Source organism: Nocardia sp. NPDC057455 (assembly GCF_042802775.1).
Classification (GTDB): Bacteria; Actinomycetota; Actinomycetes; order Mycobacteriales; family Mycobacteriaceae; genus Nocardia.
On the sequence record NZ_JBHVDM010000005.1, the window covers coordinates 85682 to 105368 of the forward strand.

Here is a 19687-nt window from a genome sequence, read left to right on the forward strand (position 1 = left end):
TCATGTCCATTTCGGCCTCACGCTCGCAGTATCGCGCCCGACGCAGTGACAGCGGTTATCCCGGCACCGAATTCCCCTTCGAATACACCGTCGCGGCATGGGTTCTCGTGGTGGCAGTGCTGAGTATCGCGCTGGCGTTGCTGTAAGAACACCGCCTCGGCCGAGGAAGGCCCGGCCGGAACCCCGCAACGGCTCGAAAGCCGATGCGCGCAGCCGGGCCGCAAGCATTCCACTCACGTGTACAGGAGCTGAGCAGCATCGTGCTCACCGTTCCTCGCATCCCGTTGCTAGACACCGAAACTCGGCGGCGCAACGGTATCGGGTGGACGAGGAGAAGGAGTTCGTTCTGTTGGAGGAAGTACTACGGCCGCTCATCGTCGTGTTCGGCACGGTCGCGCTGACCGTGACGGCCGGGCTGCTGATCGACCGATTGTTGCGTTACATCGCAGGCAGACGTCCGGATACCCAACTACCCACACTGTTGCGCCGGGTGCAACTGCCGGTGCAGGTGTTGTTCGGCGCGGTGGCGTTGCACGCCACCTACCCGCTGGCACACCTCGATCTGCGCCAGGACACGATGATCCGGACCGTCCTGGCCGCCGGGGCGATCATTGCGGCGGCCTGGGTCGTCATCCGTGCCGCCGACGCGGTCGCGGAGAACCTGCTGCGTTCCTATGCGCGGCGTACCCAGGACATCACGCGGGTGCGGCAACTGCGTACCCAACTCGGCTTGGTACGCCGGATCGTCACCTCGGTTCTGGTGGTCACCACCGCCGCCGTGACGATCCTGCTGCTGGTGCCGAGTCTGCGGACGCTGGGCACCTCACTGCTGGCCTCGGCGGGGGTGATCGGCATCATCGCCGGTGTCGCCGCGCAGTCGACCTTGAGCAACCTGATCGCCGGATTGCAGATCGCCTTCGGCGACTCGGTCAAGATCGGGGACACCGTCGTCGTCGAGGGGGAGTGGGGCATCGTCGAGGAGATCACCCTCGCTTTTCTCACCGTGCGGATCTGGGACGACCGGAGGCTGACCATGCCGGTCTCCTACTTCAACAACAAGCCGTACGAGAACTGGTCGCGCGGCGGGCCGCAGATCACCGGCACGGTCTACTTGTACCTCGATCACAGCACACCGGTGCCGCTGCTGCGTGAGCATCTGCAGGAGTATCTGCGCACCCGCGCGGACTGGGACGGTCGCGACTGGAGTTTGCAGGTCACCGACAGCACGCCGACGAATATCGTGGTGCGCGCGACGATGTCGGCGGCCGATGCCGACGACGTGTGGAACCTGCGCTGCGCGGTCCGCGAGGAAATGCTGGACTGGCTCGGTCGCAACCACCCTCACGCCCTGCCGAAGATCTCCACCGCGATCACCGACTCCGCCACCGGTGACCGCCACTTGGCGCTGGCGGGCGACCGCGGCGACGGTTTCGGTGACTGACCCGTCGGACAGCTCCACATAAGACCGCCGCAGCAGGCGATCGATTACCTGTACTCGACCTCGTTGCCGCTACACCGGCTGCTCGGTGACCGGCGGTCCGCCTTCGAACAAGCGGTCACCGAGGCGTTGCTCGCGATCGACTCGGACGGATGCTTCGCCGAACCCGTCACCCTGGAAGTGCTGACCGCCACCAAGCGTTGGCGGCGGGTGCGGCGGTCGCCGGTAGCGGGTTGCCGCACAGTCTGGAGTGATCGAGGGGGCCGCGCTGCGGGTCAGTGCTGCGGAAGGGTATGCAGAATCACCTGGCCCAATCGACCGGACAGTATTCGTGCCGTGAGGTAGGTGTGCTCGGGTTGCCTGTGCCGATCCGTCGGCGAGCCGGGATTGAGCAAGCGCAGCCCGGTGCCGGTGACGCTGTCCCAGGGGATGTGGCTGTGCCCGAAGACGAGCACATCGGTGTCGGGAAAGTCTCGGGCGCAGCGTGCTTCCCGGCCCTTCGCGGGGCCGGTCTCGTGCACCACCGCCAGCCGAAGTCCCCCGACTTCGGCATGGGCGATCTCGGGCAACCGTGCGCGCAATTCCGGCCCGTCATTGTTGCCGTAGACGCCGATGAGGCGTGCGCTGCGCGCTTCGAGCCGATCCAGCAGGGCCACTTCTACCCAATCGCCCGCGTGCACGATCACGTCCGCCGCCTCGACCTCGCGCCAGAGCGTCTCCGGCAGATCCCGCGCGCGCTTGGGCACGTGCGTATCGGAGATGATGAGCAACCGCATGATGACCGGTGTACCACGCCGGGAATCGGATCAGCCGACTCGCGTACGAGCGGTTTCATCGGCGGCGCATTATCCCGGTCGATCCGCGGGTCGGGTGACGCGTTCTCCGAGTGATATCTATCACATCTACTCGGCGGTCCCGGCGAGATTGGACGTCCGAGTGTGGGTATGCCGGGCGTGACGGTGACGCAGCGCGGCGCACCGGTGCGACAGTTTCCATCGCGTTGTCCGGGAGGGCTTGTGTCTTCGATGCTTTCGTTTCTCGTGCTGATGCTCATGCTGCCGGGGATGGCGACTGTCGCTGCGTATGCGACGGTGGCGGTCAGCGTGTGGCTCGAGGAGCGTCGCGACGCCGGCGAGGCCGTAGTGCCTGTCGAAGCGCGCCGGTCGTAGGCGTCGGGCGTTCAGCTGCGGAGGCGGCGCGACCAGCGCGGCCTTTCCCGGGGTCGAGGCGCGGCGCGCCAGTCGATACCCGCGGCAGCCGCGAAGGCGGCCGCGTCAGCGGAGGTCGTCGTCTTCGGGTGCGCGCGAGCCCAGGCGGTGAAGCGTGCGGTGAAGTCGCCGTCACACGCGTGCACCAGCAGCGGAAAGCGACGCGCCACCTCCTCGGCCCGCTTGGAGAGCAATGCGTCCGCTGCCGCGCCGACGGCGTCCGCATCGAATCCCGCGGGCACCGCGCCCCCCGCGACGAGTGCCCGCACCAGCGCCGCTTGCCGCTCGGCCAATGTCGGGCGGTCCGTTGCCCGCGCCCGGCCGGACGGGGAACTCATGCGGGTACCGCCCTGGCGCCGCTTGTGATCGGCCGGCGGCCGGCGGCGGCGGCGATGGCGTCCAGCTCGGCGAGCAACTCGGGCGCGGGCGGATAGTTGCCGTCGCGCTCCAGCATCATCGGCGCCGGATGCCGGGCGGTGAATTCCGCGACCAGTGCGAGTACCTCGGGGGGCAGCGGGTCGGTGTGGGTGTCGTGGTAGCGGCCGCCGGATTCGTGACCGCCCGCGACGTGGCAGTAGGCCACGTGTTCGGCGGGCAGGCGCAGGAGCTCGGTGAGGGGGTCGCGACCCCGGTTGCGGGCGTTCGCGTAGACATTGGCGAGATCCAGCAGCAGCGACACACCGGTCCGGTCGACGAGTTCGGCCAGGAATTCCGCTTCGGTGTACTCGTCGTCGGGCCAGTCGAACAGCGTGGCGATGTTCTCCACGGCGAGGGGAACATCCAGTGCCGCGCGGGTGCGGGTGATGTTGCCGGTGAGGGCGTCGAGCGCTTCCCGGGTACGCGGTACCGGCAGAAGATGGCCGGCTTCCAGACCGCCCGCCCGGACGAAAGCGATGTGCTCACTCACCAGCGGAGCGGCGACGGCAGCCGCACAGGCCGCCAAGTGCTCGACGCGGTGGCCTGCCACCGGCTCGGCACCGCCGAGCGACAGCGAAATGCCGTGCGGCACCACGGCGACGCCTCGAGCGCGCAGTGCGGCCAGCTCCTCGGGCACGGCGAGCTGCCCGGCGCGCTGACGATCCGGGGGCAGCGACTCGGCGATGACCTCGCAGAACCCGAGCCCCGGCAAGGCGGCTATGAGCCCGCAGATCTCGGGCCGCCAGCCGATACCGAGCGCCCCCGGCGGCAGCGGCCCGGGCTCATCCACCGCAACCGCCGCAGCCCCCGCCCCCGCCGCAGCCGCCCCCGTCTCCGCCACCGCTGTCCCCACCCCCGCCGCCGCTCGACGCACTCGGCGGCACGACTGCCTGGGCAAGGCCGGGATCCAGCGCGATCAGCGCGCCGATACCGAAAACGGCGGCCGCGAGCGCCGCGCTCTCGGCGCCATAGGTCGCGTAGGACGGTGAATAGCTCGGCCCGAGATGCCGATTGCGCTCGGTCGCGGCGTCCCGGGCACGGACACCGAGCGCGGTCAGCCGAGGCTTGCGTACCACCAGCCAGTAGCCGAACGCCTGCGCGATCACCAGCACCACCAGAACACCCACCGGGTTTCCGTGCGAAGCGCCCGCGATGACCCGCACCAGGCCGAGCGCGCCGGTGACCAGGATCGGCATACCCGCGTCGCGCAGACCGTGCCGCATGCCGGGACCGGGGAAGTACCCGAGATCCACCATCCTGGCGCGCAGCGCCTCGAGGGCGGCGGGTGATCCGCCCACAATCGCATTGACGCTCTTGCGCTGACCTGTGGCAAGCCGGTCGTACACCGACACGGTGAACGGATCCAGCTGTCCACGCTCCTGCGCCGTGAGGGCGCGAACCGGCGCGGCCGCCGAGTCGATCGCCTCGAGCGCCCGCAGCCGCGCCATTGCCGCCAATGCGGCGTTCTGGTCGCCGAACAGCAGCCCCACCTCGGGCGAGGTCAACTCCGCGCCCGGCACGGTGACCGCGTCGGCGTCCGGATCGGCGCCGGTGACCCGTGACCGCAGCCAGATCCCGGCGATCACCGCCACCAGCACCAGCGGCAAGTAGATGGCCAAGAACTGCGGCCCGGAGATCCCCCAGGTATCACCGGCTGCGACAAGGCCGTCCGAGCCCACCCCGATTACATTCATCATCCACCTCGGAATCGGTCCAACTGCACTCAGTATCGGGCCGCGGGGGTCGGCACGCCATGCCGAATCGCCGCGGTCCGCAGATGTGGCCGAGACTCGCCCGCTGGTCACACCTGTGGCCGGCCGGTTTCCCATGGGATCGCCAGGGCAATCGGTCACCATGGATGCCGATAACACGAGCCGACCGGCGCAGACAGCAGACACGACGCCGAGCAGCGCACAAGGTTCCGGCCGAGTCACGCCCGACGACTTGCGCCGGCTACTGGCCGGCGACGAACCGGACGCGCGCCTGGTCCTGGAAGAGGGACAGATCAGGATCGAACGCGGTTGCGGGTCCGAACCGCGCGGAATGCTCATCCTCTCGCGAGCCGACCTGGCCGACCGGCTGGGAGCCGATCCGGACGCCGCGGCACTGGCCACGGCCGCCGCCGAGTTGGACGCCGAGGTCCGCCTCCGCGGTGCCTGAAGCGCATCGGCGGGCAGGGCGGACAGTCGACGGGCTGCCGCTGGGCGCCTCTGCGAGGGCATGTTTCGGAGATGTGCCGAAACGATCGGTCGTCCACCCGCCGAAACCGCGGCTCGATCGCGTGATGCCCGGGCAAGGCCGCGAAGATCGGCGTCTCCGGCCGCTCAGCGCGCAGTTGACCAGCGCGGATACTCGGTAGACGACTCGGCCGCACTCGAAATATTGGTTTGCCCGGCCGTGCGCCGAATGAGCACCATATATCGGCATGGACATCGAACCGCGCTACGCACTCGCACCAGGTGTGGGGCCACCGCAACGAATCGAAGTCGGAGATCTGCTGTTGCGGCGCTGGCTGCCGGCGGATCTGCTGCCGCGACTCGAGGCGATCAACGCGTCGTTCGACGAGATCCACCCCTGGATGGACTGGCTCGCCGAACCGGCGACACTCGACGGTCAACGTGCGTTCAGCCGGGAAACGGACGAGAGCTGGCCCAGCGCCGCCGGAAGCTTCAACTTCGGCATCTTCGACGCCGATGGCAACGTGCTCGGCGCGATCGGTCTGCACGACCGACTCGGTTCCGGAGCCGTGGAGATCGGCTACTGGTGTCACACCGCGCACTCCGGCAAGGGGGTGATCACCCGCAGCGCGGCCGCCTTGACCCGTATCGTGCTGGCACTACCCGGTGTCGACCGTGCCGAGATCCATTGCGACGAGGCCAATGTGCGCAGTGCCGCGGTCGCCCGGCGGCTCGGCTACCGGCTGGATCGAATCGAGCCACGCGAGAGACGCGCGCCCGCGGAGTCCGGGCGTGGGATGTACTGGGTCATGCAGCGGTGATCACCCACCCGGTCTCAACTCCTTGTCAGCGCTGAATCCGTCGCGGTGGCGACAGGTGCGCTCGGTTCGTGGACAGCGGCGCCGCGGTCGGCGTCGTAGAGTTCGGCGATTTCGGTGGCGTACTTCTCGGCGATCACTCGCCGCTTGAGTTTCATGGTGAGGGTGACTTCGTCGCCGCCTGCCTCCCAGAAGGTGGGCAAGAGGCGGAACCGCTTGACCTGCTCCACCCGCGAGAGTCGAGCGTTGCCCGCGGCGATACCCGCGGCGATCCGCTCGATGACACCGGCGTCGGCCGACAAGGCCGCCGCCGACGGATCGGGCAGATGGTTGCGCGCGGCGTACGGTCCGGCGGATTCGGCGTCGAGTACGACCAGCGCCGTGTTGTACGGGCGGCCGTCGCCGATCACGGCGATGGCCCCGATCAGCGGTGTCGCCGCTTTGATCGCGTTCTCGATGTTGGTGGGAGACATGTTCTTCCCGGCGGAGTTGATGATCAACTCCTTCTTGCGGTCCACGACCCGGAGGTAGCCGTCATCATCGATGGTGATCACATCGCCCGTACTCAGCCAGCCCTCGGAGTCGACAGCCTCGGCGGTTTTGCCGGGCTCTCCGCGATACCCCTTCATCACCAGCGGTCCGCGCACGTGCAGTTCGCCGTCGTCGGCGAGCCTGGCCCGCATGCCCGGCAGCAGCTTGCCCACGGTGCCCAGTCTGGCTTCCCCGGGATGGCTGACGCTGCAGATGCAGGTGAGTTCGGACATGCCCCAGATCTCGGCGATCGGGATCCCGAGTCCGGCGAAGAAGCCGAGCGTTTCGGCTGGGATGGGCGCCGCGCCGGATATCGCCCAGCGAACCCGGTCGAGACCTAGTTTCGCGCGCAGCCCGGACAGGACGAGCCGGTCGGCGCGTGCCCACTCGGCGGCGACCGCTTCCGGGACCGGCTCCCCGCTCGATTGGTGCGCACTGCGGCGGGCGGCGACCGCCAAGGCCCAGTGCAGTGCGGCCCGGCGGTCCTCGGCCGGTTCGTTGGCGACGGCGAATTCGATTGCCGCCTTCAGCTTTTCCCATACGCGAGGCACGGCACCCCAGATCGTGGGGTGCAGGTCGGCCAACGCGGCACCGATCCCGGTGGGGTCGGCGACACAGGTCACCTGGGTGCCGAAGACCTCCTGGAAGTAGAGCGCGGTCAGCCGGTCCGCGATGTGCGCGGTCGGCATATAGGACGTGATCGTGTCGCCGAAGCGGATTCCCAGCACCTGATCGACGGCGTAGCACTCGAACATCAGGTTCGCGTGCGTCGTCTCTACCCCCTTGGGGTTCCCGGTGGTCCCCGACGTATAGATCAGCGTGGCGATGTCATCCGGCCGGACCGCGCGCCAAGCGGCGTCGAAGTCGAAGTTCTCTTCGCCCGCGGCGATCACGCCGGCGACCGGCAAGGTGCCCTCGGGTGCGTCGTCGACGCAGATGATGTGGTCGAGTTCCACTCCGCTCGCGCGGATCAGCTCGACATACCGAGGCTCGCACATCACCAGTCGCGCACCGGCATTGCCGAGCACGTACGCGATCTGCTCCGGTGCGGCGGTGTTGTACACCGAGAAACTGGTGGCGCCGAGATGCTGAGCCCCGACTTCCAGGGGGTAGAAATCGATGCGATTGGACATCATCGAGGCCACGGTGTCGCCGCGCCGCACTCCCAGCGCCGACAGTCCGGCGGCGACTCGCCGGACCTGCGCCGCGTACTCACGCCAAGTGAGGGTGGCGGCGTCCCCGGGGATGCGGAGTGCGACCGCGTCGGGATCGACGGTCGCGTTGTGCTGGAAGGCCGCGGGGAGTGTGTCGAAGCGTCGGGTGCTCACGGGTTGAATTCCTTCGGGTGGAGTGACGCGGGCTGCGGCCGGATCATGCCGAGCGGCGCCGAGATGGAAGGCCGCGAGCCGCCGTGACCGGAGTACGGCGACCGCGTGCGAGATGACACGGGCTCGGTCGTTACGACGGGATCGCGCGGGCTTCGACCCTGCGCAGTAGGTCGTGTACGCGGGTGTCGCGTGCGAGTGCGCTGTCGAGTACGACGTTGACCGCCCCGCGCAGCAGTGCGTAGGGCTCCCAGCCCGCCGGTGCGATGGTGCGCGCCGCACGCCGCTCGATTCCGTCGGCGATGGTACGGGCCGCCTGCGCGGCGGAGATCCGCACGTTCAACGGCCACGGCAGCAGATCGTCCAGTTCCCGGCCGAGCTCGTCGTGATCGAGGGTGTCGTGCGTCATCCGGGTGTCCACGATGCCGAAGTAGGCGATGCCGGCCGAAGCGCCGAAGGGCGCCAGTTCCACGCGCAGTGCCCGCCCGAGTTGTTCGACCGCCGCTTTGCTGATCATGTACGGGGCTCCCGCCATGCCGGGGGCGAACGCCGCGCACGACGACACCACGACGACGTGACCGCCCGCGGTGACGATGTGGTCGAGCGCGGGGCGCACCGTGTTGAACACACCGGTGAGGTTGATGTCCATGACGCGATCGAAGTCCCGCCCGTCGAGCGTGCGCACCGTCGCCGGGCGAGGTACCACGCCGGCGTTCGCCACCACCACGTCCAAGCGGCCGAAATGGTCGGTGGCCTGCTCGATCGCTGCGCGCATCGCCGAGCGGTCGGTGACGTCGGCGGTGATGGCCAGGGCGCGCTCGCCCAGCGCCGCGGCTGCGGCGTCGACCGCGTCCTGCTCGACGTCGACGAGGACGACCGAAGCCCGCCTGCGGTGCAGTACCTCCGCCAATTCGCGCCCGATACCGCGGCCCGCGCCCGTGATGAGTGCGACCCGGCCCTGGACCGAACAGCCGCGGCGCCCTCGGCCGATCGAGAAGATGTCGTGGATCATCGGCTCACCTCGTAGGCTCCGGCGTCGAACCGGCTGGTGCGTTGCCGGTATTCGAAACTCCAGTTCGGATACAGACCGGCATTGAGCCCGTCCGGCGTCTGGTAGTAGCTCTGGCATCCGCCGGTCAGCCATACCGTCGACGAACTACGGCGCGCCATCTCCGCGACGAAAGCCGCCTGCGCCGCCGGGCGCACCTCGACACGCCGCGCGCCGGAGGACCGTGCGTTGCGCAAGGCGTCGACGATATACGCGATCTGGGATTCGATCATGTAGATCGCGGACTGGTTGCCTGCGGCGCCGAAGGGGCCGAGCGTGCAGAAGAAGTTGGGGAACCCGGCCACCGCCACACCGAGGTAGCTCTGCGGTCGCCGGCGGTAGAGCTGTGCGAGTGTCTGCCCGTCGCGTCCGGCGTAGCGTTCGTAGGCGGTCGGGATCGAGGTGAAGCCGGTGCCGAAGATGATGGTGTCCACCGGGTGCTCGCTGCCGTCGCGCAGCAGGATCGAGTGCGGCCGGATCTCGGCGATGGGCTGGGTGACGACGTCGACGTTCGGCTGGTCGAGTGCCGGTAGGTAGGTGTCGGAGAAGATGGCGCGTTTGCACCCGATGACGTAGTCGGGTGTGAGCTTCTCGCGCAGATCCCGATCGCGCACCTGACGCAGCAGCTGCAACCGGCCGAGTGCTTCGTAGGGGTGCCGGAAGCGTTGATCGACCAGCGAGATGAGCCCGAACGTCTCGATCGCCGCGTAGAACCCGCCGCGGATCGCGCGTTGCGCCAGCGGAATACGCCGGAGCAGCCGCCGTTCCAGGTCGCGGGTGCGGCGGTCCATGCGCGGGACGATCCAGGGGGCCGATCGCTGGAACAGCAGCAGCTGAGCCACCTTCGGCTGGATCTCCGGGACGAACTGCACCGCCGAGGCGCCGGTGCCGATCACCGCGACCCGCTCGCCGGTGAGATCGTGGTCGTGATCCCAGTGCAGGGAGTGGAATGACGTGCCCGCGAACGACTCGATACCGGGCAACTGCGGATACTTCGCCTCCGCGAAGAGCCCGGTGGCGGAGAGCAGGAAGTTCGCGGTGAGCGTTCCGCGCGAGGTCTCGATCCGCCAGAGCGATTGCCCCTCATCCCACCGGGCATCCAGCAGTTCGGCGCCGAACCTGATGTGCCGCACGACATCGTGTTCGACGGCCACCGCGCGGATGTAGTCGAGGATCTCGCCCTGCCGCCCGTAGGTGCGCGACCAGTCGGGATTGGGCGCGAAGGAGTAGCTGTAGAGGTGGGACGGCACATCACAGGCACAACCGGGATAGGTGTTGGCGCGCCACGTGCCGCCGAGATCGTCGGCTCGTTCGAGGATGACCAGGTCGTCGAATCCGGCCTCGCGCAGCTTGATCGCCAGGCCGATGCCGCCCAGTCCCGCGCCGACGATCGCTACGGGTATGTGCTCGATCGGGTCGGATGTCACTGGTGCTTCCTTCCGTGCAGGATTCCGACGAGGAGGTCGGCGATCGTGTCCGCGCGACGGTCGCGCCGGAACGAGGTGAGCGGCAGCGGGGACGGGAAGCGCAGGCGCGTGGTGGCTTTGGCGTAGGTGAATTCCCGCAAGCCGTCCGGGCCGTGGACCCGGCCGAAGCCCGAAGCGCCCACACCGCCGAGCGGCAGAGCCGGGATGGTGGCGTGCGCGACGAACGCGTTGATCGAAATGCCGCCCGCACGGATGCGGTCGGCGATCTCACGTCCGCGGCGGCGGGCGAAGACGGTGCCGCCCAGCCCGTACGCGCCGCGGTTGACCAGTTCGACGGCCTCGTCCATGTCCCGGACCTTGGTGACCGTCAGCGTGGGACCGAACGTTTCTTCCGTCACCGCTGCCGCGTCCTCCGGGACGTCGACCAGGATGGTCGGCTGGACGAACTGGCGATCGATCGCGTCCGGGCCGCCGAGCACGGCCCGGGCGCCGCGCGCGATGGCGTCCTCGATGTGGTGGCGGATGATCGAGAGCTGTTTGGGCATGGTGATGGGTCCGATCTTCGACCCCTCCCCGCCTGCCTCGATCTCGGCCGCTGCCGCCACCAGCTCGGCGAGGAACTCCGCGTAGACGTCGGCATGGACGTACACGCGCTCCACGGCCAGGCAGGTCTGCCCCGCGTTGGACAACCCGCCCCACACCGCCGCGTCGGCGGCGGCGATCAGGTCGGCATCGGCGTCCACGATCAATGCGTCCTTGCCGCCGCACTCCATCAGCACCGGCGTGAGATTCTCCGCGCACGCCGCCATCACCAGCTTGCCGGTGGCGGTGGAACCGGTGAACCCGATCTTGCCGACATCGCTGCGGCACAGCGCGTTCCCGGTGTCGCCGAGGCCGGTGATCACCTGCAGCACCGGCTCGGCGGGGGCGGTGCGGGCGAACGTCTCCGCGAGCCACAGTCCGACGCCCGGGGTGTACTCGCTGGGTTTGAACACCACGGCGTTCCCGGCGGCCAACGCGAAGGAGATGGAACCGAGCGGAGTGAACACCGGGTAGTTCCACGGGCCGATGACGCCGACCACCCCGAGGGGACGGTATTCGACCGTGGCCGCCTGGTTGAACGTCAGCAGGCTCGACGGCACGCCACGGCGCCCGAGGACCTTCTCGGCGTTGCGCGCCGCCCACCGCAAGTGTTCGAGCGCCATGGCGATCTCGAGCTTGGCGTCGGAGATCGGCTTGCCCATCTCCCGGTGGATCACCTCGGCCAGTTCCGCACGGCCCGAGGCGATCTCGGCGCGCCATGCATCCAGGTACCGAGCGCGCCGAGCGAAGCCGAGGCCGCGCCACCAGGCCGCGGCGCGGTGGGCGGTGGCGACGGCGGCATCGACGGCATGGCGGTCGTGGACCGGGTAGGTGCCGACCACCGCGCCGGTGGCAGGGTCGTGCACGTCGAAGGTCGAGACCGCGGACTGTGCGGGGTCCTCGGTCGAGACGCTCATCGGGTCGTCTCGCCGGATCGGCAACGGATAGACAACGCTGTCCCTTTCGTACGACGGTCTCAGAGGTCGACCACGAGGTGTTCGCCCGCGGCGCGCGAGACGCAGACCAGCATCCGGTTCTCGCGTTCGGCCGCGGTGAGCAAGCGGTCACGGTGGTCGACGGCGCCGGAGACGACCGCGACCTTGCAGGTGCCGCAGAAACCTTGGCGGCAGGAGTAGGGGGTGTCCGGCAACGCGCGGTGAATCGCCGTGAGCGCCGTCTCGTCGGCCGCGACCCGGACGGTGGTGCCGGTGCGGGCCAGGGTGAGGTCGAATTCCGCGCCGTCGGCGACCGGGAGCGCGGAGAACCGTTCGGTGTGCAGCGAGCCGGTCGGGTTGAGCTCGAACATGCACCGCTGCGCCGCCTCCAGCATCGGCGGCGGCCCGCACACGTACACCGCGGCGCCGGGTTCGGCGCGCGACAGCAGGGCGGCGACATCCGGTGGGCCGAATTCGTCGTCCGGCCTGATCTCGGCATCGGGTAGGTCGGCGAGGAACGGCATGGTCGCGCGCGAGCGGCCCACATACACCAGGCGTCCACGGGCACCCGCGGCCTCGACCATCGGCATGATCGGCGTGATGCCGATGCCACCGGCCAGGAACAGATACGACGGTGCGTCGACGAGGGTGAACGCGTTGCGTGGCCCCCGAATCCGCAGACGGTCGCCGACTCGCAGCGATCGGTGGATTTCGCGGGATCCGCCCCCGCCTTCCGGGATGAGCCGCACCGCGATGCGATACCGGAACCGGTCGCTCGGATCGCCGCACAAGGAGTACTGGCGCCGGCGTCCCGACGGCAGGAAGACGTCCACGTGAGCGCCCGGCCGCCATGCGGGCAGCGGACCGCCATCGGCGGCGCGCAGCGTCAAGCTCACCACGTCGGCGGCCGCGCGATCGATCGCGGCGATCGTGGTGTCGATGTCGAATCCCGTGCCGTGCACCATGTTCGGGCGCGACAGGAGCGGCGCGGCGCGTCCGGTGACGAACACCTTCCGATAGATGTCCATGACATCGCCGATCAGACGCAGTCCCGCTGGCGCGGGGCGGTCGGTCACGGCAGACGATCCGCTCATCGGTGCGCCGCCCGCGCGGCAGGCGAGTGCGCCAGGTAGCGCAGGGCGGTGTCCATCGGCCCCAGTTGGGACGGGTGGAAGCCCGGCCGCAGGTATCGCGGCATCTCGGTGAAGAAGACCGTCCACTTCGGGATGACTCCGCGCCGGGTCGCGCTCCAGAACTGGAGCGCCCAGAACCGGCCCTTCCGCGGCGACGGGTCCTTCCGGTACAGGTAGGCGGTCGAGACGATGAACAGCGGCAGCAACGTGGCGCCGGCCAGGATCGCCGTGCGGGCCTTGCGCGCGTAGCTGCCGTCGAGATGCATGAACGCGTCGTAGACGACGCTGCGATGCTCCACCTCTTCGGCGCCGTGCCACCGGACCAGGTCCAGCATCGCCGGGTGCATGCCCTTCGCTTCGAGGATGTCGGCGTTGAGCAGCCATTCCCCGAGTACCGCGGTGTAGTGCTCCATGCCCGCGAACAGGCCGAGCCGTTCCTTGAGCCACTCCTCCCGGGCGCGCCCGGTCAGGCCGTGGTCACCGAGGATGCGATCGACGAGCCAGGCGATCTTGTTGACGTACGAGTCGACATCCAGGCCGATGGATTGCAGATGCCTGCGCGCGGCCTCATGACTGTTCGCGTGCATGGTCTCCTGACCGATGAACCCCGTCACCTCCTCCCGCAGCCGCTCGTCGTCGATGTGGGGGAGGGCCTCGGTCAACGCCTGTGCCATGGCTCGTTCACCTTCGGGCAGAACCAGGTGCATCACATTGACGATGTGGGTGGCCAACGCCTCGCCCGGCACGTAGTGCATGGGCACCGAATCGAAATCGAAATGGACGTCGCGCGCATGGATGGCATGCGCTTCGTCTCGATACCGGCGCTGCGTCGCGCCTGCCTGCTCAGCCATGACCCGACCATACATAGCTACAAATCGTATTGCAATGTTGCAGCAACAATGCGGTCTGGATGTTGCAGGAGGGTGCGTTCTTGCTAGCGTTGCCTTATGCCCACCGCGTCGAAAGCCACCGCGAGCAGCGAGAACGTCGCCGGTACTCCGGTCACCCGGATCTTGGACGCGGCCCTGGTGCTCTTCGAGCAAGTCGGTGTCAAGAAGACGACGATCGAGGAAGTGGCGCGAAAGGCGGGCGTGGACCGGGTGACGGTCTATCGCCACGTCGGCGGTCGCGACGACCTGGTGCAAGCCGTGATCAGCCGCGAGGTGGCCGCGGTGCTCGCCGAGATCACCGAGATCGCCGACCGCCACGACGACCTGGGCGATCTCGTCGCCGACATCTTCGTCACCGTCATCACCCGCTGGCGTACGAATCCACTGGTCGAACGCATGCTGGCGCTGGAACCGGCGCGCGTGGTCCTGAAACTCACCGTCGAGGGCGCGGGCCCGTTCGCGATGTCCGTGCACACCACCGACGCCGCGCTACAGCGCGCCGTCGAGCGGGGGATCCTCTTGCCCGCACCGGATCTGACCACTCGTGCGGAGATCGTGTGCCGGATCGTCCACTCGCTGATCCTCGCGCCGCACGGACTCACCGAACTGCGAACCGACGAGCAGCTGGGCGATTTCGCGCGCACGTACCTGGTGCCGGTGGTAGCAGGCTGCCCGGCAACCACATTCGGTGACTTGTAGGGTTTGGGCGGGGCCGGAAAGATGTCCGGCGCGCGGGAAGGGACGGCGGGGATGTCGGACGCTTCGGTCGAGGTGCTCCTGGACGACTTCGAGAGCAAGGACAAGTGGGAGATCGGCGGGGCCGGTGCGGACCGGACGCATCTCACGACGTTCGCCGAAGGCGCGCCGAGCAAGCGGCCCGGCGTGTACGCCGACGGTGTCGCCGGTGCCGACCATCGGGCGCTCGTGCTGCTGATCCGGTCGGCGACCGACGATCTCGAGGTCGACCTCGTGGCCAGGCCCGGGCAGGCGTTCTCGATCGCCGGACGACTGACGGCCCTGCGCCTGTGGGTGCGTTCGCCGCACGCGTCGATCCGGGTGTCCGCGCGACTGCACAGCGCCGGACAAGGCGAGCGCGATTTTATTCTGGGCAGCGTCTCCGCGGCCGGAGAATGGCAGCGTCTCGAACACGAACCGGCCGACCCGGTGGACGACGGCGACCTCGTCGCTTTGACGATCCGGCTCGGCGAGGTGGTGAAGCGGGAAGGGGAGCTCATGATTCTGCTCGACGACCTGACCGCTCGCACCACGGCGTGAGGACCGGATCGGGGCTGTCGGACCGGGTTCGGACGGTCTGCACTCCCGGCGGCACACCTTCGACCAGCCGTTCCGGACCCGATTGTGAGCCAGTGAATTCCGTTGCGCCTCTCCCACTCCGGGCCACGGGTACGCGAAAAGCGTACCCGGCGCTGCTCGGGCCGCCGAGGGTGGAGCCGGCTTCTTCTGCGCACCCGCGGCGTCGCCACCGTGCGCCCAGCCCGAGTCCCCGGTCGGTCACGGTTTCGTCTTGTCGGTGTGGTTCAGCGTATTTCGGACTCGGCCGGGGTGGGATCCATCACTCCGACCGCGTCCTGTGATGTGCCGTTGCTGAGCGCCCCGACGAACCCGTACTCGCGATCGCGCCCTCTGCGGCGGAGCGTTCCGGTATGGCGTGGGTAGCCGGGGCCGGGAGCATCGTTCGCGATCCGTTGTGATGCCGATACCTCCTCCGGCCTGGAACGATGCGCATCTACCCGCTCCTGCCGAATAGCGAAAAGTGTGCTGTTCTGCTTATGCAGGGGGAGGCGAACGTCGCGCCGTGGGTAGCCGAGCGGCTGCGGACGGGTCGCCGGACATCGTCCCGCTGACCGCGTCACGAAGCGTTTTACCATGGGGCCGCGCACTTCTGGCTTGATACCGCCGACTCGGTACGCGGCTCGACGATCTTGCCATCCACAGAGCTTCAGCCAACGAAGAGTTCAGGTAGCTCAATGTTGACTATGCGCTGTGAAGGAGGAGGGGTGGTGAACGCGATGACCTGTGAGGTGGCCGTCGTCGGTGCGGGGTTCGGCGGCATCGGGATGGGAGTCGGGTTGCGGCGGGCCGGGATCACCGATTTCGTGATCTTCGACCGGGGCGATGACGTGGGCGGGGTCTGGCGGGACAACACCTATCCAGGGTGCTCCTGTGATGTGCCGTCCCACCTGTACTCGTTCTCGTTCGCCCCCTACCGCAGTCGGCGCACCCGGTTTCCGCGCCAAGCGGAGATCCTGGAATATCTGCGCCAAGTCGCCGCCGACCACGGCTTGGCACCGCATTTGAGATTGGGGACCGCGGTCGACGAGGCCACCTATCTGGAAGACGAGGGCAGGTGGGAACTGACCACCTCCGACGGGCAGCGTGTATTCGCCGACGTGGTGATCTTCGCCGTGGGACAGCTGCACCGGCCGAACGTTCCCGATATCGCCGGGCGGGCGGAATTCGCCGGGCCCTCCTTTCATTCCGCGCGGTGGGACCACCGCCAGGACCTACGCGGGGTGGAGGTGGCCGTGATCGGCACGGGCTCGAGCGCGGCTCAGATGCTGCCGACCTTGGCCGCGACCGCCCGCCGCGTCCGCGTCTTCCAGCGCACGCCGCACTGGGTACTGCCCAAACCGGCCGCCGATTTCGGACCGCTCTCCCGCGCGGGGCTGCGGCTGCCCGGCGCCCACCGCCTCTACCGCCGAGCCCTGTACTACGGTGCCGACGTCGTGCTCGCGCCGATCATGCGCCGGGGTTGGTCGGCGCGTCCAGCCGAGTGGGCTGCCCGACGGTATCTGCGCAGCCGGATCGAGGACCCGCAATTGCGCGCGAAGCTCACACCCGACTATCCGCTGGGGGGCAAGCGCATCATCTTCGACAGCGACTACTACTCGACCTTGACCCGGGAGAACGTCGAGCTGATCACCGCCCCCATCACCCGGATCACCTGCGACGGACTGCTCACCGCCGACGGCGCGCACCATCGGGCCGACGTGATCATCTACGCCACCGGCTTCCGCGCCCCGGAATTCCTGGTTCCGATCACCGTGCGCGGACGCGGGGGAGAATGCCTGCACGAGCAATGGCGCTCGGGCGCGACAGCGCTCCTGGGCGTGGCGGTTCCCGGGTTTCCGAACGCCTTCCTGATCGCCGGGCCGAACAGCTTCAATCCCGCGGGAAGTAACCCGGCGATGAAGGAATGCCAGATCGACTACATCGTTCGTTGCCTGCGCTGGCGTGACCGGATCGGCGCGTCCACGATCGAAGTGCGAGCGTCCGCGATGCGGACACACCAGCAGTGGATCGAGCGGGCTGTCGCGAAGACGGTGTGGCCCGCCGTGGGCACGAGTTGGTACAAGCACGACAGCGGGCGCGTCACCAACCCATGGCCGGCCTCGGCCCGTACTTTCGACCGCGCATTGCGGCGACCGCCGTCCGAATCGTTCCGCTTCGTCCCATCCGATCCGGCGACGCCGGACCGGAAGCATCCGAAACGCGGGAAACGGACGAAGAAATCCGCGCCGCCGGTGCAGTCCGAGGAACCGACGGTGCGCGCCGAATAGCGGGCTCGGCCGAGTCGCGCTCGCGCCGCTACTTCGGCGCACGCGTCGGCTCGGTCGCGTCACGGCTACGGAGTGATCGGTTCGTAAAGCGCGATGTGCCAGACAGAATCGGGTGTCGGCCGTATGACGGCGCGGCGTTCGTGCGGTCCGGTAACCGGCTGCGCCACCTCGAAACCTCTGGTGCGCAGCCGGTTCAGCGCGAGATCCAGGTCGTCCACCTTGATCGCGAGGAACGACGTGTCGTCGTCGCGGTCGGTGCCCGCGAGCACGACGCGGACGCCGTTGCTGTCGAACTGGGCCCAGCGGTCGCCGTCGACGAGGGTGGGCCCGGCGCCGAAGACGGCGGTCAGCAGTGCCACGGTGGCGGGCAAGTCGTCGGTGGGGTAGGCGGGGCCGATTCGCTGGATCGTCATCAGTGCTCCGTAACAGCGCGGGTGCGGGCTCGTGTGGGGCGGCGCTCGGCGGACGCGGTGCGAACGGCCGCGTAGGCGGCGGTATTCGCCCGTACCGCCTCGGGCAAGTGGTCGGCCATGCTCATGAAGCCATGGAACATGCCGTCGTATCGCTGGATCTCGGCCGCGACGCCCGCTTGTCGCAGTCGCTGCCCGTAGTCTTCGCCCTCGTCGCGCAGTGGGTCGAATTCGGCGGTGACGATGTGCGCGGCCGGGAGTCCGGACAGGTCGGCGTCGAGCGGGTTGGCGTACGGGCCGGCACCGTCGTGCGACCCCAGGTACTGCCGCCAATACCAGCGCAGGTGCGCGGCGGTGGTGAAATAGCCGTCGGCGTTCTGCCGGTAGGACTCGGTGGCGCAGGCCGGGTCGAGCATGGGGTATAGCAGCAACTGCCGGGCGATCTCGGGGCCGCCACGATCCCGTGCCAGCAACGCCGTCACGGCGGCGAGGTTGCCGCCCGCGCTGTCCCCGGCCACGACGAGGCGGGCGGGATCGCCGCCCAGCGATGCGGCATGGTCGGCGACCCAGCACAGCGCCGCGTACGCGTCCTCGGCCGCCGCGGGGAACCGGTGTTCGGGCGCCTGCCGGTAGTCCACCGACACCACGATCGCCTCCGCCCCGACGGCCATGGCCCGGCAGAACCGATCGTGGCTGTCGAGGCTGCAGAGCACGAACCCACCACCATGGCAGAAGACCACCGTCGGGGCCGCTGCCACGGCGCTTTCGGGCCGATAGATCCGGACCCTGACCTCGGGTGCGCCTGGTGGACCGGGGACCCGCCGCTCCCGCACCTCCGCGACGGGGATCGGCTCGACGGCGGGCGCGGCACGCGCGGCGAGCAGCCGCCGCGCCTCGGTGGCGTGGAGCACGTCGGTGCCCAACGCGGGAAACGCGGCGCTTGCGGCATCGACGATCATCTGCGCTTCGGGTGTCAGCGGCATCCGGCTCGCTCCTTCGGCTACTGCTGGGCGTCCGGCGGCAGGAACTTGCCCGCCGCCAAGCCGCCATCGATGGTGACCTCGGCGCCGGTGATATAGGCCGAGGCGTCGGAGGCCAGGAACGTGACCAGTTCGGCGACCTCTTCCGGCACGCCGGTGCGTTGCAGCGGCAAGGACGGGAAGCTGCCCGGTCCGGTGGTCAGGTACGGGACCATCGGCGTCGCGATCGGCCCGGGGTGCACCGAGTTGACCCGGATTCCGGCCGGGCCCAGCTCGAGCGCGGCGGTCTTGGTCAGGCCGCGCAGGCCCCATTTCGAGGAGCCGTAGGCGGCGTGACCCATCAACCCTTCCAGGCCCGCTTGCGAGGAGATGTTGACGATCGAGCCGCCGCCCGCCCGTGTCATCGGCCCGACCGCTGCCCGGATGCCGCGGAACGCGCCGATCAGATTCACCCGCAGAATGCGCTCGAATTCCTCCGGCGCTGTCTCGGTCAGCGGCTTCGCGGTGTAGACGGCGGCGTTGTTCACCAGGACGTCCAGCTTGCCGAACGCCGAAACCGTCTCGGCCACGGCCACTTCCCAGTCTTCGTCGCGGCCGACGTCGTGCCGCACGAAACGTGCTGCGGCACCCAGTGATTCAGCCAGCCGCGTGCCTTCCTCTTCCAGAACGTCGGTGATCACCACGCGGGCGCCGCGCTGCACGAACAGCCGTGCCTCGGCGGCGCCCTGCCCCCGGGCCGCGCCGGTGATCAGGGCGACCTTCCCGCTCAGGTCAACCATGTCGAACT

General features: G+C 68.9%; 20 protein-coding genes. 7 read left to right on the forward strand and 13 right to left on the reverse strand.

All coding sequences use genetic code 11. The features are described from left to right. The first annotated feature begins 2 nt into the window (after window positions 1-2). Complete coding sequence (locus ACFU5M_RS03505; protein ID WP_379043030.1) at window positions 3-146, forward strand: hypothetical protein; 144 nt, start codon at window positions 3-5, stop codon at window positions 144-146. Between the two features lie 176 nt (window positions 147-322). Beyond that, entirely contained in the window at window positions 323-1441 is a 1119-nt protein-coding gene (locus ACFU5M_RS03510; protein ID WP_379043033.1) for a mechanosensitive ion channel family protein, read from the forward strand. 272 nt (window positions 1442-1713) lie between these two features. On the opposite strand, the gene ACFU5M_RS03515 is transcribed toward ACFU5M_RS03510, so the two are convergent. From ACFU5M_RS03515 to ACFU5M_RS03530, 4 genes are all read right to left on the reverse strand, one after another. Then, window positions 1714-2214 (reverse strand): metallophosphoesterase family protein, encoded by a 501-nt coding sequence (locus ACFU5M_RS03515; protein ID WP_379043036.1) that lies wholly within the window; start codon window positions 2212-2214, stop codon window positions 1714-1716. A 404-nt stretch (window positions 2215-2618) separates the two neighbouring features. Then, window positions 2619-2984, reverse strand: coding sequence for a hypothetical protein (locus tag ACFU5M_RS03520; RefSeq protein WP_379043039.1), 366 nt, complete (start codon window positions 2982-2984; stop codon window positions 2619-2621). Further along, window positions 2981-3853: a DUF692 domain-containing protein gene (locus tag ACFU5M_RS03525; protein WP_379043042.1), complete on the reverse strand. Its 873-nt coding sequence runs from the start codon at window positions 3851-3853 to the stop codon at window positions 2981-2983. The genes ACFU5M_RS03520 and ACFU5M_RS03525 overlap by 4 nt, the downstream gene beginning before the upstream one ends. After that, window positions 3846-4757, reverse strand: coding sequence for a TIGR04222 domain-containing membrane protein (locus ACFU5M_RS03530; protein ID WP_379043045.1), 912 nt, complete (start codon window positions 4755-4757; stop codon window positions 3846-3848). Before ACFU5M_RS03530 ends, ACFU5M_RS03525 begins: the two co-directional genes overlap by 8 nt. A gap of 160 nt (window positions 4758-4917) precedes the next feature. Here ACFU5M_RS03530 and ACFU5M_RS03535 point away from each other — a divergent pair, with 160 nt between their 5' ends. Together ACFU5M_RS03535 and ACFU5M_RS03540 are read left to right on the forward strand one after the other, a co-directional pair. Then, complete coding sequence (locus ACFU5M_RS03535) at window positions 4918-5223, forward strand: hypothetical protein (protein WP_379043048.1); 306 nt, start codon at window positions 4918-4920, stop codon at window positions 5221-5223. Window positions 5224-5488: 265 nt separating this feature from the next. Continuing rightward, window positions 5489-6061 (forward strand): GNAT family N-acetyltransferase, encoded by a 573-nt coding sequence (locus tag ACFU5M_RS03540; protein WP_379043051.1) that lies wholly within the window; start codon window positions 5489-5491, stop codon window positions 6059-6061. Between the two features lie 14 nt (window positions 6062-6075). Here the strand turns inward: ACFU5M_RS03540 and fadD11 are convergent, their stop codons facing one another. From fadD11 to ACFU5M_RS03570, 6 genes are all read right to left on the reverse strand, one after another. Then, window positions 6076-7917, reverse strand: coding sequence for a fatty acid--CoA ligase FadD11 (fadD11, locus tag ACFU5M_RS03545; protein ID WP_379043054.1), 1842 nt, complete (start codon window positions 7915-7917; stop codon window positions 6076-6078). Window positions 7918-8047: 130 nt separating this feature from the next. After that, window positions 8048-8926, reverse strand: a complete 879-nt coding sequence (locus ACFU5M_RS03550) for an SDR family oxidoreductase (protein ID WP_379043057.1) — start codon at window positions 8924-8926, stop codon at window positions 8048-8050. Next, a complete protein-coding gene (locus tag ACFU5M_RS03555; protein WP_379043060.1) occupies window positions 8923-10389 on the reverse strand; it encodes a flavin-containing monooxygenase in 1467 nt (488 codons plus the stop codon). The genes ACFU5M_RS03550 and ACFU5M_RS03555 overlap by 4 nt, the downstream gene beginning before the upstream one ends. After that, window positions 10386-11888, reverse strand: a complete 1503-nt coding sequence (locus ACFU5M_RS03560; protein ID WP_379043063.1) for an aldehyde dehydrogenase family protein — start codon at window positions 11886-11888, stop codon at window positions 10386-10388. Before ACFU5M_RS03560 ends, ACFU5M_RS03555 begins: the two co-directional genes overlap by 4 nt. Before the next feature lie 59 nt (window positions 11889-11947). Beyond that, window positions 11948-13000, reverse strand: coding sequence for a PDR/VanB family oxidoreductase (locus ACFU5M_RS03565; RefSeq protein WP_379043066.1), 1053 nt, complete (start codon window positions 12998-13000; stop codon window positions 11948-11950). After that, window positions 12997-13890, reverse strand: coding sequence for a metal-dependent hydrolase (locus ACFU5M_RS03570; RefSeq protein WP_379043069.1), 894 nt, complete (start codon window positions 13888-13890; stop codon window positions 12997-12999). Before ACFU5M_RS03570 ends, ACFU5M_RS03565 begins: the two co-directional genes overlap by 4 nt. Before the next feature lie 96 nt (window positions 13891-13986). Here ACFU5M_RS03570 and ACFU5M_RS03575 point away from each other — a divergent pair, with 96 nt between their 5' ends. From ACFU5M_RS03575 to ACFU5M_RS03585, 3 genes are all read left to right on the forward strand, one after another. Continuing rightward, window positions 13987-14628: a TetR/AcrR family transcriptional regulator gene (locus ACFU5M_RS03575; protein WP_379043072.1), complete on the forward strand. Its 642-nt coding sequence runs from the start codon at window positions 13987-13989 to the stop codon at window positions 14626-14628. Between the two features lie 51 nt (window positions 14629-14679). After that, window positions 14680-15204 carry a hypothetical protein gene (locus tag ACFU5M_RS03580; protein WP_379043075.1) on the forward strand — a complete coding sequence of 175 codons (525 nt, stop codon included), beginning with the start codon at window positions 14680-14682 and terminating at the stop codon, window positions 15202-15204. A gap of 755 nt (window positions 15205-15959) precedes the next feature. Next, window positions 15960-17510 carry a flavin-containing monooxygenase gene (locus ACFU5M_RS03585; RefSeq protein ID WP_379043176.1) on the forward strand — a complete coding sequence of 517 codons (1551 nt, stop codon included), beginning with the start codon at window positions 15960-15962 and terminating at the stop codon, window positions 17508-17510. A 65-nt stretch (window positions 17511-17575) separates the two neighbouring features. Here the strand turns inward: ACFU5M_RS03585 and ACFU5M_RS03590 are convergent, their stop codons facing one another. Genes ACFU5M_RS03590 through ACFU5M_RS03600 form a run of 3 tightly spaced genes read right to left on the reverse strand, consistent with a single transcriptional unit; the run spans window position 17576 to window position 19679 of the window. Then, complete coding sequence (locus ACFU5M_RS03590; RefSeq protein ID WP_379043079.1) at window positions 17576-17923, reverse strand: VOC family protein; 348 nt, start codon at window positions 17921-17923, stop codon at window positions 17576-17578. Then, window positions 17923-18903, reverse strand: a complete 981-nt coding sequence (locus tag ACFU5M_RS03595; protein WP_379043082.1) for an alpha/beta hydrolase — start codon at window positions 18901-18903, stop codon at window positions 17923-17925. Before ACFU5M_RS03595 ends, ACFU5M_RS03590 begins: the two co-directional genes overlap by 1 nt. Window positions 18904-18920: 17 nt before the next feature. After that, window positions 18921-19679 (reverse strand): glucose 1-dehydrogenase, encoded by a 759-nt coding sequence (locus ACFU5M_RS03600; protein ID WP_379043085.1) that lies wholly within the window; start codon window positions 19677-19679, stop codon window positions 18921-18923. Between the last annotated feature and the right edge of the window lie 8 nt (window positions 19680-19687).

Bases quoted from the DNA above. Each gene is read 5' to 3' on its own strand.
- ACFU5M_RS03505 (WP_379043030.1), top strand. From the start codon at position 3: ATGTCCATTTCGGCCTCACGCTCGCAGTATCGCGCCCGACGCAGTGAC.
- ACFU5M_RS03515 (WP_379043036.1), bottom strand. From the start codon at position 2,214: ATGCGGTTGCTCATCATCTCCGATACGCACGTGCCCAAGCGCGCGCGG.
- ACFU5M_RS03520 (WP_379043039.1), bottom strand. From the start codon at position 2,984: ATGAGTTCCCCGTCCGGCCGGGCGCGGGCAACGGACCGCCCGACATTG.
- ACFU5M_RS03530 (WP_379043045.1), bottom strand. From the start codon at position 4,757: ATGAATGTAATCGGGGTGGGCTCGGACGGCCTTGTCGCAGCCGGTGAT.
- ACFU5M_RS03535 (WP_379043048.1), top strand. From the start codon at position 4,918: ATGGATGCCGATAACACGAGCCGACCGGCGCAGACAGCAGACACGACG.
- ACFU5M_RS03540 (WP_379043051.1), top strand. From the start codon at position 5,489: ATGGACATCGAACCGCGCTACGCACTCGCACCAGGTGTGGGGCCACCG.
- ACFU5M_RS03550 (WP_379043057.1), bottom strand. From the start codon at position 8,926: ATGATCCACGACATCTTCTCGATCGGCCGAGGGCGCCGCGGCTGTTCG.
- ACFU5M_RS03560 (WP_379043063.1), bottom strand. From the start codon at position 11,888: ATGAGCGTCTCGACCGAGGACCCCGCACAGTCCGCGGTCTCGACCTTC.
- ACFU5M_RS03565 (WP_379043066.1), bottom strand. From the start codon at position 13,000: ATGAGCGGATCGTCTGCCGTGACCGACCGCCCCGCGCCAGCGGGACTG.
- ACFU5M_RS03570 (WP_379043069.1), bottom strand. From the start codon at position 13,890: ATGGCTGAGCAGGCAGGCGCGACGCAGCGCCGGTATCGAGACGAAGCG.
- ACFU5M_RS03575 (WP_379043072.1), top strand. From the start codon at position 13,987: ATGCCCACCGCGTCGAAAGCCACCGCGAGCAGCGAGAACGTCGCCGGT.
- ACFU5M_RS03580 (WP_379043075.1), top strand. From the start codon at position 14,680: ATGTCGGACGCTTCGGTCGAGGTGCTCCTGGACGACTTCGAGAGCAAG.
- ACFU5M_RS03585 (WP_379043176.1), top strand. From the start codon at position 15,960: ATGACCTGTGAGGTGGCCGTCGTCGGTGCGGGGTTCGGCGGCATCGGG.
- ACFU5M_RS03590 (WP_379043079.1), bottom strand. From the start codon at position 17,923: ATGACGATCCAGCGAATCGGCCCCGCCTACCCCACCGACGACTTGCCC.
- ACFU5M_RS03595 (WP_379043082.1), bottom strand. From the start codon at position 18,903: ATGCCGCTGACACCCGAAGCGCAGATGATCGTCGATGCCGCAAGCGCC.
- ACFU5M_RS03600 (WP_379043085.1), bottom strand. From the start codon at position 19,679: ATGGTTGACCTGAGCGGGAAGGTCGCCCTGATCACCGGCGCGGCCCGG.